16 protein-coding genes are annotated in these 16428 nt (G+C 43.5%); 13 read left to right on the top strand and 3 right to left on the bottom strand.

Going from position 1 to position 16428, the window contains the following annotated elements; translation table 11 throughout:
- Positions 1-23: 23 nt before the first annotated feature.
- The 9 genes from pyc (at position 24) to QYB97_RS03655 (ending at position 11800) form a co-directional block, all read left to right on the top strand.
- Positions 24-3470: a pyruvate carboxylase gene (gene pyc / locus QYB97_RS03695; RefSeq protein ID WP_301164584.1), complete on the top strand. Its 3447-nt coding sequence runs from the start codon at positions 24-26 to the stop codon at positions 3468-3470.
- 381 nt (positions 3471-3851) lie between these two features.
- Positions 3852-4787, top strand: a complete 936-nt coding sequence (cyoE, locus tag QYB97_RS03690) for a heme o synthase (protein ID WP_301164583.1) — start codon at positions 3852-3854, stop codon at positions 4785-4787.
- A 184-nt stretch (positions 4788-4971) separates the two neighbouring features.
- Positions 4972-5988 carry a cytochrome c oxidase subunit II gene (gene coxB, locus QYB97_RS03685; protein ID WP_301164915.1) on the top strand — a complete coding sequence of 339 codons (1017 nt, stop codon included), beginning with the start codon at positions 4972-4974 and terminating at the stop codon, positions 5986-5988.
- A 75-nt stretch (positions 5989-6063) separates the two neighbouring features.
- Positions 6064-7869, top strand: a complete 1806-nt coding sequence (gene ctaD, locus QYB97_RS03680) for a cytochrome c oxidase subunit I (protein ID WP_301164914.1) — start codon at positions 6064-6066, stop codon at positions 7867-7869.
- Positions 7869-8489 carry a cytochrome (ubi)quinol oxidase subunit III gene (locus QYB97_RS03675; protein ID WP_301164582.1) on the top strand — a complete coding sequence of 207 codons (621 nt, stop codon included), beginning with the start codon at positions 7869-7871 and terminating at the stop codon, positions 8487-8489. Before ctaD ends, QYB97_RS03675 begins: the two co-directional genes overlap by 1 nt.
- 3 nt (positions 8490-8492) lie before the next feature.
- On the top strand, positions 8493-8834 hold the full coding sequence (locus QYB97_RS03670) for a cytochrome C oxidase subunit IV family protein (protein WP_301164581.1): 342 nt from the start codon (positions 8493-8495) through the stop codon (positions 8832-8834).
- 82 nt (positions 8835-8916) lie between these two features.
- On the top strand, positions 8917-9774 hold the full coding sequence (locus tag QYB97_RS03665; protein ID WP_301164580.1) for a cytochrome c oxidase assembly protein: 858 nt from the start codon (positions 8917-8919) through the stop codon (positions 9772-9774).
- A gap of 99 nt (positions 9775-9873) precedes the next feature.
- On the top strand, positions 9874-11061 hold the full coding sequence (locus tag QYB97_RS03660) for a GNAT family N-acetyltransferase (RefSeq protein WP_301164579.1): 1188 nt from the start codon (positions 9874-9876) through the stop codon (positions 11059-11061).
- 13 nt (positions 11062-11074) lie between these two features.
- Positions 11075-11800, top strand: coding sequence for a nucleotidyltransferase domain-containing protein (locus tag QYB97_RS03655; protein ID WP_301164578.1), 726 nt, complete (start codon positions 11075-11077; stop codon positions 11798-11800).
- 249 nt (positions 11801-12049) lie between these two features.
- Here the strand turns inward: QYB97_RS03655 and QYB97_RS03650 are convergent, their stop codons facing one another.
- A complete protein-coding gene (locus tag QYB97_RS03650; protein ID WP_301164577.1) occupies positions 12050-12397 on the bottom strand; it encodes a YugN family protein in 348 nt (115 codons plus the stop codon).
- Between the two features lie 160 nt (positions 12398-12557).
- On the opposite strand from QYB97_RS03650, the gene QYB97_RS03645 reads away from it, so the two are divergent.
- Both QYB97_RS03645 and QYB97_RS03640 read left to right on the top strand, forming a co-directional pair.
- The gene (locus QYB97_RS03645) at positions 12558-12986 is read left to right on the top strand and encodes a CBS domain-containing protein (RefSeq protein ID WP_301164576.1); all 429 of its coding nucleotides are present in this window, start codon (positions 12558-12560) and stop codon (positions 12984-12986) included.
- A 115-nt stretch (positions 12987-13101) separates the two neighbouring features.
- Positions 13102-14121: a CAP domain-containing protein gene (locus tag QYB97_RS03640; RefSeq protein WP_301164575.1), complete on the top strand. Its 1020-nt coding sequence runs from the start codon at positions 13102-13104 to the stop codon at positions 14119-14121.
- A 28-nt stretch (positions 14122-14149) separates the two neighbouring features.
- Here the strand turns inward: QYB97_RS03640 and QYB97_RS03635 are convergent, their stop codons facing one another.
- Entirely contained in the window at positions 14150-14629 is a 480-nt protein-coding gene (locus QYB97_RS03635; RefSeq protein ID WP_301164574.1) for a PaaI family thioesterase, read from the bottom strand.
- Positions 14630-14801: 172 nt separating this feature from the next.
- On the opposite strand from QYB97_RS03635, the gene ylbD reads away from it, so the two are divergent.
- Together ylbD and QYB97_RS03625 are read left to right on the top strand one after the other, a co-directional pair.
- On the top strand, positions 14802-15236 hold the full coding sequence (gene ylbD, locus QYB97_RS03630) for a spore coat protein YlbD (protein WP_301164573.1): 435 nt from the start codon (positions 14802-14804) through the stop codon (positions 15234-15236).
- 14 nt (positions 15237-15250) lie between these two features.
- On the top strand, positions 15251-15496 hold the full coding sequence (locus QYB97_RS03625; RefSeq protein WP_301164572.1) for a YlbE-like family protein: 246 nt from the start codon (positions 15251-15253) through the stop codon (positions 15494-15496).
- A gap of 37 nt (positions 15497-15533) precedes the next feature.
- Here QYB97_RS03625 and QYB97_RS03620 read toward each other — a convergent pair whose 3' ends face one another.
- Entirely contained in the window at positions 15534-16304 is a 771-nt protein-coding gene (locus tag QYB97_RS03620) for an ATP-grasp domain-containing protein (RefSeq protein ID WP_301164571.1), read from the bottom strand.
- Positions 16305-16428 lie beyond the last annotated feature (124 nt).

Genomic DNA, 16428 nt, shown 5'->3' with positions numbered 1-16428 from the left:
GTGAAAAAGAGGGAGAGATACCGATGTCACAAAAGCAGATCAGAAAGATACTCGTTGCTAACCGCGGCGAGATTGCTATTCGCATTTTCCGTGCCTGCACGGAATTGGGGATCCGGACGGTAGCCGTATATTCAAAAGAAGATTCAGGGTCTTATCATCGGTACAAAGCAGATGAAGCCTATCTGGTCGGAGAAGGAAAAAAGCCGATTGATGCTTATCTGGATATTGAAGGTATCATCGCTATTGCAAAAAAGAACGGAATTGATGCGATTCACCCCGGATATGGATTTTTATCCGAGAACATTCATTTTGCAAAACGCTGCGCCGAGGAAAAGATATTTTTTATTGGACCCAAAGAAGAGCATCTGATTATGTTTGGTGACAAAGTGAAAGCAAGAGAAGTGGCGGTAAGTGCCGGATTGCCGGTTATACCGGGGAGCGATGGTCCGGTAGACAGTTTGGAAGAAGTTAAGAATTTTGCCGAAGCGCATGGCTATCCCGTTATCATAAAAGCCTCGCTCGGCGGCGGCGGAAGAGGCATGAGGATCGTACGAAACGAAAATTCACTCGCCGAAGGCTATGAACGCGCCAAATCTGAAGCAAAAGCTGCATTTGGCGAGGATCAGGTTTATGTGGAAAAGTTTATCGAAAAACCAAAACATATCGAGGTTCAAATACTTGCGGATTCCTCAGGAAATATCGTCCATCTCTTTGAAAGGGACTGTTCGGTTCAAAGGAGACATCAAAAGGTGGTCGAGGTAGCGCCGAGTGTCGGTCTTGATAAGGGTCTGCGTCAAGAGATCTGCGAAGCTGCTGTTCAGCTTATGTCACATATTAACTATTTGAATGCAGGAACAGTGGAGTTTTTGGTAACAAACAGCGGTGAATTCTATTTTATTGAAGTTAATCCAAGGGTTCAGGTTGAGCATACCATTACAGAAATGGTTACCGGTGTGGACATTGTTCAGTCACAAATCTTGATTGCGCAGGGAAATGAACTCCATGGCGACGTGATTGGTGTTCCAAAGCAGGAAGAGATTGCCTGCCACGGATATGCCATCCAGTGCAGGGTGACTACAGAGGACCCAGCCAACCAGTTTATGCCCGATACCGGGAGGATCAATGTATACCGGTCAGGCGGCGGTTTTGGGGTAAGGCTAGATGCCGGGAACGGATTTCAGGGGGCAATAATCACACCTCACTATGATTCATTGCTTGTTAAGCTTTCAACCTGGGCGCTTACCTTTGAACAGGCAGCAGCCAAGATGCTGAGGAACTTAAAAGAATTTCGAATAAGGGGAATCAAGACCAATATTGATTTCCTTGAAAATGTTGTTACCCATGAGTCATTCCTTTCAGGGGATTATGACACGTCTTTTATTGACACCTCCAGTGAGCTGTTTATTTTTCCAAAGAAAAAAGACCGCGGAACAAAGATGCTCAGTTACATTGGTTCTACGACGATTAATGGGTTTCCGGGGCTCGAAAAAGTAAAAACGAAAGCTTTTCAAAAGCCGCGTGTACCGTCCGGTTTACTATCCGAACTGTATCCCGAGGGGACCAAGCAAATTCTTGAACAAAAAGGGGCAGAAGGACTGGCTCATTGGATACAGGAACAAAAGAACGTCCTGCTGACTGATACTACGTTCCGTGACAGCCACCAGTCTCTTTTGGCCACAAGGGTAAGGACGCACGATCTTCTCCAGGTGGCAGAACCGACGGCGAAACTATGGCCTTCTATGTTTTCAATGGAGATGTGGGGAGGGGCGACGTTTGATGTTGCTTATCGTTTTTTAAATGAAGATCCTTGGGAAAGGCTGTTGAAGCTTCGCGATAAAGTTCCCAACATATTGTTTCAGATGCTTCTGAGGGCATCCAATGCGGTGGGTTATAAAAATTACCCGGACAATGTTATTGAAGAGTTTGTTGAAAAATCCAGTGAAGCGGGAATTGATGTATTCCGCATCTTCGACAGCCTTAACTGGGTTGAAGGCATGACAGTTGCCATTGATTCGGTGCGAAGAAGCGGAAAGGTTGCTGAGGCAGCAGTATGCTATACCGGTGACATCCTGGATGCCGGCCGTACCAAATATAATGCACAATATTATATTGATATGGCGAAGGAGCTGGAAGCATCAGGGGCACATATACTCGGCATAAAAGACATGGCAGGCTTGCTTAAGCCGGAGGCTGCCTATGAACTGGTTTCCCGGTTGAAGGAGAACGTGGAAATTCCTATTCATCTCCATACCCATGATACGAGCGGAAATGGTATTTTCACCTATTCCAAAGTCATAGATGCTGGTGTGGACATTGTAGACGTTGCGATCAGCTCGATGGCAGGAGGGACCTCTCAGCCTTCAGCCAATTCTTTATATTATGCCTTGTCCGGACACGAACGCCAGCCGGAGGCGAATATCAATAATCTGCAGCATCTAAGCTCCTATTGGGAGGATGTCCGTCACTATTATCAAGGTTTTGAAAGCGGCATGAATGCACCGGATCCCGAAGTCTATGAACATGAAATGCCCGGCGGACAATTCAGCAATTTAAAGCAGCAGGCCAAAGCGGTCGGCCTGGAAGAAAAGTGGGACCTTGTCAAGCAAATGTACCGGCGTGTGAACGATATGTTTGGTGATGTGGTTAAAGTTACACCTTCATCCAAAGTAGTGGGTGATATGGCTTTGTTTATGGTTCAAAACCAGTTGAGCGAGGTTGACGTATACGATCAGGGAGCGAAGCTGGATTTTCCTGATTCTGTTGTCGAGTTTTTTCAAGGGTACATCGGGCAGCCCTACCAGGGGTTCCCTAAAGAGCTTCAGCAGTTGATCCTGAAAGGAAGGGAACACATTACCAGACGGCCGGGAGAATTGCTTGAAGCAGCGGACTTCCTGGATATTAAGGAAACCCTTTTTCATAAACTCAACCGGCAAGTCACAAGTTTTGACGCCTTGTCGTATGCGCTGTATCCAAAGGTATTTTTGGACAGGGAAAAAATGTTTGGCCAATTTGGCGATCTTTCAGTTCTTGACACACCGACCTTCTTTTATGGAATGAGTCTGGGAGAAGAACTGGAGGTGGAGATCGAACAGGGGAAAACTCTGATTGTCCGTCTGGTTTCCGTCGGTGAACCACAGCTTGATGGTACCCGGGTCGTGTATTTTGAATTAAACGGACAGCCTCGTGAAGTGATCATCAAAGATGAAAGCATAAAATCTGCCATTGCAGTCAAGAAAAAAATAGATCCGGCCAATCCGGCCCATATTGGTGCTGGGATGCCAGGGACTGTCGTAAAGGTACTTGTGGAAAAAGGAGAAAAGGTCAATAAGGGAGATCACTTAATGATCACGGAAGCCATGAAGATGGAAACGACGGTACAGGCTCCATTCGACGGAGTAATAAAAGAGATTTATGCAAGCAGCAGTGAAGCTATTAGTCCGGGAGATTTATTGATCGAGCTTGAAAAATAGTTCGTAGTGCCTAAAGAAGCTGGTAAAGAGAATGTTGCCGTTCTCCTTATCAGCTTCTTTTTTGGCGGGGCGGGGCATCGACAAGAAAATTCACAAATTTGTTAAAATTTAAACATATGCCAATGCCTCCCAAATCATAGTTATGATAGGGAGCTTGAGGTGTCTGGGATGAAGTATACAAACCTTCTAAATTGTTTTATAATGATTTTGAAACCTGTCTATCATATCACATCATTATGTGATAAATTTCGACATTATGTGAAAAAAGATAGGCATTTTACATATTGATTTCCGTTTCATTACTATTTAGAATAAAATATGGCATTTTAAATGGATAATTTTGAAATGGATGGAAACTTACCTGTAAAGGAGGTGTATGCGGTGAGCAAAACGGAAACAACCCTTGGAGCGGCTGATAAAGCAGTCAAGCCGGTCTCTTTAACCGAAGCAAATCCGTCAGGTACGTGGAGAGACTATCTGACCCTTGCGAAAATAGGAATAGTAATTTCCAACCTCATTACCGTCTTTGCAGGATCCTTTCTTGCAATCAAGTACAACCATCTGCAGTTTATGGATGAACTTGCTGTTCTGTCATTGGCCGTAATAGGCTCAGCCCTTGTCATTGCCGGTGGATGCAGTCTTAACAATTACATAGACCGTGATATTGACGGGCTGATGGAACGAACAAAGGAAAGACCGACTGTAACCGGGAAAATAGAAGCTAATCAGGCTTTGTGGATGGGAATTATTTTATCTGCCCTTGGCGTCATCTTTCTTGCAATGACAACGCTAACAGCCGCTGTCTTTGGACTGATTGGACTATTCGTATACGTGGTTGTATATACGATGTGGCTGAAGAGGACCTATTCCATCAACACGGTGATTGGAGGGATTTCCGGTGCAATGCCGCCTTTGATCGGGTGGGCAGCAGTTGACCCGGGCCTTGCTCATACAGCCTGGATCCTCTTCTTGATCCTGTTCTTATGGCAGCCTCCCCATTTTCTTGCCCTCGCCATGAAGCGATGCGAAGAATACAGAAATGCTGGCATTCCAATGCTTCCAGTTGTGTCGGGATTCAAAATGACAAAGCGCCAAATAATTTGGTATGTATCCGCTTTAATTCCAGTCTCTCTCTATCTGTATCCATTTGGCAAAGTATATACCATTCTCGCTGCCATCATGGGTATTGGCTGGCTGGCCCTTGGTTTATCCGGTCTCAGGTCAACGAATGACATCAAATGGGCAAGACAAATGTTTGTCTATTCTCTTAACTATTTGACGATTCTCTTTGTTGCGATGATTCTCGTAAACATATAATACTGGATTTTACAAGGAGTCCCCTTACAGAAAAATCCGGATATTAAAGACCTTTTACATAAAAGGGCTTACATTTTTCCTGCTATTTGCTGCTTAATGTAAATGAGACATTGGACGTTTATGTTAAGCAGGTTATAGATAATAACAGCTGAACTACAACGAGAAAGTGGGGTTTTATGAAGTGATGAAAAAATTGCTGCGTAAAGGGCGGCTGGTTCCTTTGTTTGCAATGTTGGCGCTTCTCTTGATGGGTTGCGGTGATCCAACGCTTTCTGCGCTTATGCCGCAGGGTGAAGTAGCTGACAAGCAATATTCATTAATGGTTCTCAGCTTGGCAATCATGATCTTTGTTTTGTTGGTCGTTTTTGTAATTTATGTATTTGTAATTATTAAGTTCAGAAAGCGCAAAGGTGATGATACCATCCCTGAACAAGTGGAAGGGAATCATTTGCTTGAAATTCTTTGGACAGCCATTCCTATTTTGCTGTTGATCATACTTGCGGTCCCAACGGTCATGCAAACCTTTGATCTTTCAGCAAAAGAAAAGCCGAAAAAGGGTGAATTGGCGCTCAAAGTTACGGGCCATCAATATTGGTGGGAGTTTGAGTATCCGAAAGAGGAAATTATTACGTCTCAGGAGCTTGTACTTCCGGTGAATACGAAGGTTCATGTAGAACTTTCTTCTGCTGATGTTATCCATTCATTCTGGATTCCTTCACTTGCCGGAAAAACGGACACCAACCCTGGTGACGGCAGCAAAAACTACATGTGGATCGAGACAGGAAGCAAGGAGCAGGTTTACAAGGGCAAATGTGCCGAGCTTTGCGGAGCATCGCATGCCCTGATGGATTTCAAAGTAAAGGTCGTATCCAAAGATAAGTACCAGGCCTGGGTAAGCTCATTCAAAAAAGCAAGCGGAAAAGCTACCGGCAATGCTGCTGAAGGGCAAAAGATCTTTCAAAAGAACTGCCTGTCCTGCCATGCTGTAGGTAAAGAGGGCGGAGCAACCGGTCCTAACCTGACAGGATTTGGGGACAAAGAGCGGGTAGCTGGTGTTCTTGAGCACGATAAAGATAACGTGAAAAAGTGGATTGAAAATCCTCAAAAAGTAAAACCTGGCAACAACATGCCGAACGTGCCCCTTAACGATGAAGAAGTTGATGCAGTTGCTGACTATCTTCTTAGTCTAAAACTTCAATAGACATTAGGAGCTGTTTGTAAAAAGGGAGGTAAAAAGGTGTCTACTCATGCAAGTCATAAAAAGAGAAGCGGGCTGATGGACTGGCTCACTACTGTCGATCACAAGAAAATAGGTATACTTTACCTAATTGCCGGGGGATTCTTCTTCATCATCGGTGGACTTGAAGCGATGTTCATGCGAATTCAGCTGTTCAAACCGGAAAATGATTTTGTAGCAGCTGAAACTTTTAACCAATTGCTTACGATGCATGGAACCACAATGATTTTCTTTGCGGCCATGCCACTAATATTCGCCTTTATGAATGCAGTTGTTCCGCTGCAAATCGGAGCAAGGGACGTAGCGTTCCCATTCGTGAATTCACTCGGTTTCTGGCTGTTCTTCTTTGGGGGAGTTCTCCTCAACCTGAGCTGGCTGCTGGGCGGAGCGCCTGACGCAGGGTGGACAGCATATGCACCATTGTCTACTACGTCTGAAGGCTCTGGTGTAGACTTCTATGTGCTTGGTTTGCAGATTTCCGGAGCGGGTACGCTAATAGGGGGTATTAACTTCCTTGTTACCATCATCAATATGCGTGCACCAGGGATGACCTTTATGCGTATGCCGTTGTTCACCTGGACAGCATTTGTAACATCCGGATTAATATTGTTTGCGTTTCCTCCATTAACGATTGGATTGTTTATGCTCATGTTTGAACGGGTTTTTGATGCTAACTTCTTTAATCCGGACAATGGGGGCAACATTCTGATCTGGGAGCATATTTTCTGGATCTTTGGTCACCCTGAGGTTTATATTCTTATTCTTCCATCCTTTGGAGCAATCAGTGAAGTGGTTGCAACTTTCTCAAGAAAACGCCTTTTTGGTTACAGCGCGATGGTATTTGCGACCGTGCTTATCGGTTTTCTAGGCTTCATGGTTTGGGTCCACCACATGTTCACTGTAGGTCTTGGACCAGTAGCCAACTCTATTTTTGCCGTAGCAACGATGGCGATTGCTGTACCGACCGGTGTTAAAATCTTCAACTGGCTCTTCACTATGTGGGGAGGAAGAATCGTTTTCTCCACTGCTATGTTATGGGCGGTTGGATTCATACCTACCTTTGTAATGGGCGGGGTAACAGGAGTTATGCTTGCCATTCCGTCTGCAGACTATCAGTTCCATGACAGCTATTTTGTTGTCGCGCATTTCCACTACGTTATTGTTGGTGGTGTAATTCTGGGTCTGTTTGCCGGATTGTATTACTGGTATCCAAGAATGTTCAACCGAGTTCTTAATGAAACGCTTGGGAAAATTCACTTCTGGACGTTCTTTATCGGCTTCCACCTTACCTTCTTCCCACAGCATTTCTTGGGATTAATGGGTATGCCGCGCCGGGTATTTACATATCTTTCCGGGCAGGATCTTGACCAGTTGAACTTTATCAGTACAATCGGTGCATTCCTGATGGCAATTGGAACCATTGTATTGTTTATCAATGTTATTATTTCCACTTCTAAAAAATACGCGCCATCATCAGATCCATGGCATGGCCGCACATTGGAATGGGCAATCCCGTATCCAACTCCGGAATACAACTTTGCCCAAACGCCTCTTGTCCGTGGTCTGGATGCATTCTGGATTGAAAAAGCAGCAGGAAACAAAGGCATGACACCGGCAGAACCAGTAGGTGACATTCATATGCCGAATCCATCTATTCTGCCGCTGATTATATCAGCAGGATTATTCGTAGCTGCATTTGGTTTAATTTATGACACAATGACAGTCGTTGTCATCGGGATGGCGATTACCTTTATCTGCATGTTCCTGCGCTCTGTTATTGATGACCATGGTTTCCACATTCATAAAGAAGAAGTGGAAGAAGATCTAAAGGGGGTTAAGCTATAATGGATGCTGGACAACGTTTAACGGATGATAATTTTCCGGAACATCCCGAAAAAGCCACCCTCGAAGGAAAAAACAAGTTTTTGGGATTCTGGCTGTTCCTTGGCGGGGAAACTGTTTTATTTGCCACATTATTTGGTACGTATCTAGGTCTGCGCCATATGAATATGGATGGGCCATCCACGGAGGAGCTGTTCAAGCTCCCTACCGTGTTCCTGGCGACCATGCTGCTTTTAACAAGTTCTTTAACCAGTGTTTATGCTGTTCTCGCATTAAAACAAAATCGTGTACGCACCCTGCAAAAATGGTTTATTATCACGCTAATCCTTGGGCTAGCCTTCCTTGGGCTGGAAGTGTACGAATTTATGGAATATGTGCATGAAGGGCATACTTTTACAAGCAGTGCCTTTGGTTCTGCCTTTTACACGCTGGTAGGATTCCATGGAGGGCACGTGGCGTTTGGTTGTCTCTGGATCATCACACTTCTTGCTCGAAACTGGAATCGCGGCATCACCCTTGTTAACGCACCAAAGTATTATTTGTTCGCCCTATACTGGCACTTTGTTGATGTCGTGTGGGTGTTCATCTTTACGGTAGTGTATCTTATGGGGAAGGTGGGGTAACAAATGGCTGAACGTAACAACACTGAAACCAATATTCACCGCAATGAAGCATTGCAGCGAAAGCTTGCATTTAGGGAAGAAAGAAAACATCATAACGTTTCTTTCATCATGATGATTCTTTTAACATTGGTTGCTTTTTACGCCATCTGGAGTGATAAAGTAGCGGATTCGTTCGCTGTATTGTTTATTCTGGTGCTTGCTGTTGTTCAAGTATTTTTCCAATTGTATATCTGGATGCATTTGAGCCATAAAGGCCACGATTTTCCTCTTTGGGGGATGATCAGCGGTATTTTATTCGCTGCCATTACGGTGGTTGGCATTGCAGGATTGATCTGGACCTCTTAAAACGAAAAATGGCTGCTGATTCAGCAGCCATTTTTCATAACTATCGAATATCCCTGCTTTCCGTGGGAAAGGAGTTGCTATAATGAACCATCATATGATGGCACCCGAAAAACTGAGCGATTTCAGTTTTTACAGTCTGTTCAGACCCGACATTTTTTTGATTCTGCTGGTCATTGGGATTCTATATTACCGCTTTTACGGAGTTCGAAGCAGTAAGATAAAAGCAACGCTGCTGCAAAAAATATTTTTCACTGTTGGACTTGTTTTTCTCTATATTTCCAAAGGAAGTCCGCTGAATGTAATAGGCCATCATTACTTATTTACTGTGCATATGCTGGAAATGGCCATCAGCTATCTTGTGGCACCGCCGTTTCTTATCCTGGGTATGCCGCATGACTTTTATACGAAATGGCAGAACCGGGACAATATATTGATTAGGCTTATTCGGTTCCTGACTCAGCCTCTAATTGCCATTTTGGTCTTTATCGCTTTGTTCTCCATTTATCACATGCCTGTGATATTTGATGCAATTATGGCAAACGGTCTGTTAATGTTTTTGAGCCATTCGCTATTGTTCATCACGGCATTTACGATGTGGTGGCCGGTCCTCTGTCCGGTGGAGGAACTGACCACTCTGTCAGAATTGAAAAAAGTAGGGTATGTGTTTGCAAGTGGTGTCTTATTAACGCCTGCATGTGCGCTCATCATGTTTTCAAGCCACGTCATGTATAACACCTATGCCCATGCACCTTTGCTTTATTCCTTCCTGCCGCCTCTTGAAGACCAGAATTCCGGTGGAATCTTAATGAAGGTGTTGCAGGAAGCTGTATATGGTACCGTGCTTGGCCACATTTTTTACAAATGGGTGAAAAAAGAACGGGCTAAAGATAAGGAAGACTTAGTGAAAATCAAATTGACTGCTGCAGCCAAGAATTCCTAAAGATAACCGGGCAACCGGGTATCTTTTTTTTTTGGCAAAAAAAATGATTTGAATGGCATGATGTCGAAGTAATGGGTAATCAGAACAGGAGGAGAAACAGTGATTAGAAATCTTCACCGCAACGAATTGCTGAATTCAATAGAGCTTTCACAATATGCATTTAGATATTCATTGACCCCTGAGGAAACTGAAAGGCGCATGACTGCTACTGACCTGAATACGGTTTATGGAGCCTTTGGCGAAGATGACCACTTGCTGGCAAAATATCATCTCTTGCCATTTGATGCCTATTTTTCTGGGAAAGCAGTTAAAATGGGAGGGTTGGCGGGTGTTGCCACCTGGCCGGAAAACAGAAGAAAGGGACTGGTCAGAAAGCTGCTGTCGCATGCTTTAGAAACAATGAACCAATCAGGGATTTACCTCTCCATGCTGCATCCGTTCTCAGTTGCCTTTTACCGGAGCTTTGGGTGGGAAATGACATGCGATTATAAAAAGTACAACATACATAAAAGCCAATTTCCTCCCTTTGAAAAAGTAGCAGGGAAGATGGGCCGGCACGCTTTTGATGATTGGGGAATGCTAAACTCCATCTATGAAAAATTTGCAATACGGTATAACGGCACACTAAAACGCACTGAAGACTGGTGGAAGGACAAAATAGTAAACAATAAACAAATAGCGGTATATAGAGACAGCAAAAGAGATGCGCTAGGATATATCGTATATTCGATTAAAGAAGATGTAATGGAAATAAAAGAATTTATCTTTCTGAACAAAGAAGGTTTTAATGGGCTGTGGAATTTTATAGGAAACCATGATTCGATGATTGAGAATGTTACCATTGTGGTTCCACCTGATGATGAAATGGGATTTTACCTTGGTGATACGAAGATTCATCAAGAACAGCACAGCTATTTTATGGGGCGGATTGTAAACGTTCTGGAAGCACTAAAGGATTATCCGTTTACGTTCAAGGGTAATGGAACTCTTTTTCTTCACGTTAAGGACTCGTTTGCACCGTGGAATGAAGGAACCTATTCCATTTCTTTTCAAGAAGGAGAACAGGAGATTACCTTTTTCCCGGCGAAAAATGGAAATTCATCCTGCACGGTTACACCACAAAGGGGCGTATCCCTGAACATACAGGAGCTGACGGCTATTTTGTTCAATTATAAATCGCCGGATCAGTTATACCGCTTCGGGAGAATTTCAGGAAAAGAAGAAGACATCAATCTGCTGCAAGCGGTTCTCCAGACACAAACTCCCTATATTTATGACTTTTTTTAAGGAGCGCATTCCAATGACGATAAGAGATAGTGCGGTACATGCAGCAAAAAAATTTATTGATCAATATTTTCCTGCAGGAGAAGTTGTATTTTTAGCTGGAAGCATTGTAAGAGGGGAAGCTACTGAAAGCTCTGATTTGGATATTATTGTGTTTGAGGGAAGCCTGGAGCATTCGTACCGAAAATCCTTCGTCGAATTTGGCTGGCCTATCGAAGTGTTTGTTCACAGCTTTCATACGTATAAAGACTTCTTTAGAGAGAACAGGGACCGGGCACGTCCTTCGCTTCCACAAATGTGTGCAGAAGGGATAATCCTTAAAGATAATGGTCAGGCCGCCTCCATTAAAAATGAAGCACTGGCACTTCTGAAGAGAGGGCCGCTTCCATGGCAATCCAAGGAAGTGGACTCTGCCCGGTATGAAATAACCAACTTGCTGGATGATCTTGAAGGATCAACCAACCCGGCAGAAGATTTATTTACGGTATCCAGGCTCGCCGCCAAGATACATGAATTTGTTCTCCGTGTCAACGGCTGCTGGATCGGGGAAGGTAAATGGATTGTAAGAGCACTCAAGGAGTTCAATGAAGAGTTTGCTGAGTGCTTTGTCTCAATTTTTGACGATTATTACAAAACCCGACAAAAGCAGCGGGTAATTGGGTTCGCCGACAACGTACTTGAGCCATATGGCGGACGGCTGTTTGAAGGCTATTCGGTCGGAAAAAGCAGAGCAAAAGAATAACCCTTCCCAACCGGGAAGGGTTATTCTTTTGCTGATAAGGAAGCTTACTTAATTTCTTCAGCAACAGGGTTGCTGGCAAAGAAGCATACTTGATTTCTTCAGCAACAGGGTTGCTGGCAAAGAAGCTTACTTGATTTCTTCAGCAACAAGGTTGCTGGCAAAGAAGCTTACTTGATTTCTTCAGCAACAAGGTTGCTGGCAAAGAGGCTTACTTGATTTCTTCAGCAACAGGGTTGCTGGCACAGAAGCTTACTTGATCTCTTCAGCAACCAGGTTGATGGTCTTTTTGCAGTGGTCAACGATATTCTTGGGGAATTCTTCGTCATATTCCACGCCGTGCGGGTAATAGTGTTTTCCCACATATGGATCGCCGAGTTCAACCTTTGCATAAGGGCGTTCAATTTCGCCTTCTGTCACGAGGCAAGGGAAGCGCAAGTAGTAAACGTCTCCATTTGTCATGTCTTCAAATTTATAATCGTATGTAATTCTTTCATAATCCCATTGTCCAGCCCGGACGATCCCGTGGTTATTCATAATATGTTCCAGGATTGAAAATTGGACAACTTGCCCTTTTAGGCCGCTTTCTTCGAATACCATTACACTACCTCCCAATGTTCATGTAAACCTTTACTTTTCTATGATAGTATGAAAATCTTGAAGATGCAATCGTTGTCAAAATATTTCCCCATATCCTGTCCTGTATAAAATTTCTTACTCGGTGCAAACTACATGAGAAAATTGAAAGGGAGGATTTCTTATGAAAACATTAAGAGACATTATGACCACAAATGTGGATACTTGCTCACCACAAGACAGCATTTATGAAACTGCCGTAAAAATGAAGCAGGACGATGTAGGAGTGATTCCCGTTTGTGAAGGGAAAAAACTTCTTGGGGTCATTACCGACCGCGATATTGTCATCCGCGCTGTGGCTGAAAAGAAACAGGGATCAACGAAGGTGACTGATGTAATGAGCAGCCGTCTGATCACCGGTTCGCCAGATATGAGTGTGGAAGAAGCTTCCAAGCTTATGTCGCAAGATCAAATCCGCCGTCTTCCTATAGTAGAAAACAGTGATCTGGTTGGAATCGTATCTCTTGGAGATATCGCGGTGCATAAAGAATCTGATTCCAAAGCCGGTGTCGCTCTTAGTGAAATTTCCGAGCAGAGAGATCAGCTCCAATAATCTTGGCCCCTTAAAAAACACCCTATACCCGGGGTGTTTTTTTCGCTTTAATGGACAAAATCCCTTAAAGTACAGTACAGTTAAATAAGGTATGTATTTGAAGGGAGTATAGCTTTTGAAGAAAACAGCAATTCTGACGCTTTTGGGGTTACTTGCAATTTTTTTCTTTTTGGATACCCGTGAACAGCATCCCAATCATTCACCTGAGGAAACCAACCAGAGGATCCCGAAGGAAAGTATTCAAACATTACGTGTTGAAAAATCGACTGTCGCCAACTTTATGGGCAAGAGCAAGGATTATTTAAACAAACGTCTCGGTCCGGCCGACAGAGTGGAACCTTCAGGCTATGGCTATGACTGGTATATTTACCCCGACACAGATGGTTATCTGCAGGCGGGTGTTAAAAACAATAAAGTGGTAACGGTATTTGCGGCAGGCAAAGGGGTACCGGTGAAACCATTCAAAATTGGTCAATCGGTTACTTCCATCCTGAAAAATTTACAAGTGAAAAGCGAGATAAATATTAAGCAGGGCAATGACTTTTATCGTTTTGAGCTTTCAGAGGAAGAAATGAATACCCGCCCGCTGATCCCATTAAATGATATTTATGCTCAGCTTTATTTTGATAAATTTTCACAGAAATTGTTCAGCATCCGTTATATGGATAAAGAAACACTTCTGGCACAAAGGCCCTATTCTGTTGTTTACAGAGGCTCCCTGGAGCCCCAGCCTGAATTTACAGGGGGCATGAAGCGCAAAATCGAAGAAGGCCAGGAGAAACAAATTTTGGATCTGACCAATGTCATCAGACAAGACCATGGGCTGGCTTCCTTGAAATGGGATGCCAAAACAGCAAAAGTTGCTTATCTTCACAGCAAAGAAATGGCCGAGCTTGATTATTTTTCCCATACCTCCCCAAAAGCAGGAGAATTGTCTGACAGACTGAAAGATGGTGGTGTTAAGTATACTCAGGCGGGGGAAAATATCGCAGCTAAGTATACGGACGGCCTTGCGGCAGTGGGGGGCTGGCTCAACAGCCAGGGGCACCGCGAAGCGCTTTTAAATGAGAATTATACTGAGCTTGGTGTGGGTGTTTATGACAGCTACTATACTCAAAATTTTATTAAACCATAAAATAAGGAAAAGCCAGGGCGGCTTTTCCTTATTTTTTTATGATAAAAAATGTGCCGGTTGATATGGATATGAGCTGTTCTTGATCACCATATACCTTCGCTTCTGTTACGATGACATTTTTGCCATGGTGAAGCACCTGGGCGACACAGCGCAGGTATTTTCCTGTTCCGGGGGAGGTGTAGTTAATCTTCATTTCCGATGTAACGGCTGCAGCATTTTCGGGCAATGACAGGTTGGCAGCTGTCCCCATAGCCGTGTCCATTAGAGTAGCCGTTAAGCCGCCATGAACAATTCCAATGGTATTGTTTAAAAAAGGGGTAACGGGTATGGTTATTTCCACTGCGTTTTCATTGAGCTTTCTCAGCTGCATATCCATCAGGCTGGAAATATACGTTGAATATGTAGTTTCTCTTTTTCTTTTCAGGCCTTTCATTATCCCGGTAAGCACCATTTTTTCTTCCTCTGATGCTTCGGTCCAATAAGCTTCCATTTCTTTCGTCAAGTCCATGTTCAAACCCTCTCTCTCTGTTGCAGTGAACTGTTGCTCTTTTATATTGACATAAATGGAATCGCTTCACAATGAAGGACTCTGCAAAAAAATAGGCGCACCTTTTTATAGGCGGAACTGTATCATGTAATAGGTGAATTGGAATCGTTGAAGGACAGCCGGGGGTGAGAAGATGAAAAAGGACGTTGAGGCATTTCGCATATTTGTTAAGAAACATCCTAAGCTGATTGGAGAAGTCCGTTCAAATACGCGTTCGTGGAGGGATGTATACGAAGATTGGGTCGTCCTTGGAGAGCACCATGACATCTGGAACGAATATAAATCAAACCCAAAAAAACAGGAAGAGAATACTCATTTTAGAGGACTGAGAGAGCGAAAGCAGAAGCAGGAGACCGATGCATCAGAAACAAAAAAAGAGATCACGGTCGGAGACCTTTTTAGCATGTTCCGGGATATAAATGTCAGTGAAATTGGCCAGCATTTAGCGCAGTTCAGCGGTGCAATTGAAGGGATTCATCAGCTAATAAAACAATTTCAAGGCTCTAAAACGTATGAGAGTCCGTCATCCACATCAAAAGAGAATTATTTTTCAGCATATAAAGACTAAGGGGAGTGTGACCGATGAGGAAAGAAATCATTGATTATCTGCACAGCAGGCCGGACTTAAAGTTTTTTATGAGGGAGCAGCCTAAATGGTACAGAGACCTTTCAAGAAACCCCATGCTTTTGGAAGTAATGGTAAAGGAAGCGGATGTTTTCTTTGGAAGAACCTTTGGCCAGCGAATCGATAAGTTTCACAATCAGGTGAAAACGGTGGGACTCATGATGGACTTTTTAAGCATGATGGGAAAAGGAGAAGACCTATAACAAAATAGGCTTCTCCTTAAAATAAAAGAAAAATATATTAGTTCTGGTTTTCCATCCTTAACAGGTAATCATAAATTTTTTTCTCGGGAGAAACCTCAAGATGATGGAATGCCTGGTTTCCAAACAGAACATTGAATTCAAGAATATAGTACTTGCCATTTACGGCCACGATGTCAAATCCCGCATGGTTGATATTCAGTGCTTTGGCGATCTGAAGGACAAGCTCCAAGGCTTCTTCCGGAATCTGGTCAAAGGAAATGGAGCCTCCCTGGCTGACATTGTTGTGAAAACCATTGCTTCCAATGCGCCAATAACTGCCGATGATCTCTTCTCCTACAACGCATACCCGGAGATCACGGTCGATCGGCAAATATTCCTGAACATATAGGACATCGTTCGCTGCTGCATACTTCTCAAAGTCTTCTTCATTGTTAATAAGAAAAACGCCTTTTCCCATGGAGTTTCTTATTTCTTTAGCGACAAACGGGAAAGGAAAGGTTTCCAGCACCTTTCGTCTGCTTTCTTTTGAGTTTCCAAGGATCTCAGTATAAGGTACATTCTCGGGACACACCGTCCACAGCGCTCTCGTCATTTCCATTTTGCTGTATCCGAGCTGGATGCTTTCAATGCTTGGGAAAATTCTTTTTTTCGTTCCATAAACCAGGGAGTTAACCTGCCAGTTTTCAGGAAATAATAGAAAATCCGCATGTTTTATCTTTTCAAGTTCTTTGAACATATGATCAGGTTTTACATATTGGATATTGGGAATGCCAATCGTCCGGAAGGGGTTAAACGTTACAAGTTTCATTCTTGTCCTCACTCTCAGTATCATACAAACGAGAGTATTATACGTTTTTTTGGAGATCGCAGTCAATCCCAAAGGCTATTTTCCTTTTAACTCGTTTCATATTCAGTTATAATGATAGAAATAT

Origin of the sequence: Fictibacillus fluitans, assembly GCF_030418125.1 — a bacterium.
In the GTDB taxonomy this organism is placed as follows: Bacteria; Bacillota; Bacilli; order Bacillales; family Fictibacillaceae; genus Fictibacillus_C; species Fictibacillus_C fluitans.
The sequence above is the reverse complement of the archived record's forward strand: the minus strand, read 5'-3'. Positions and strand labels throughout refer to the sequence as shown.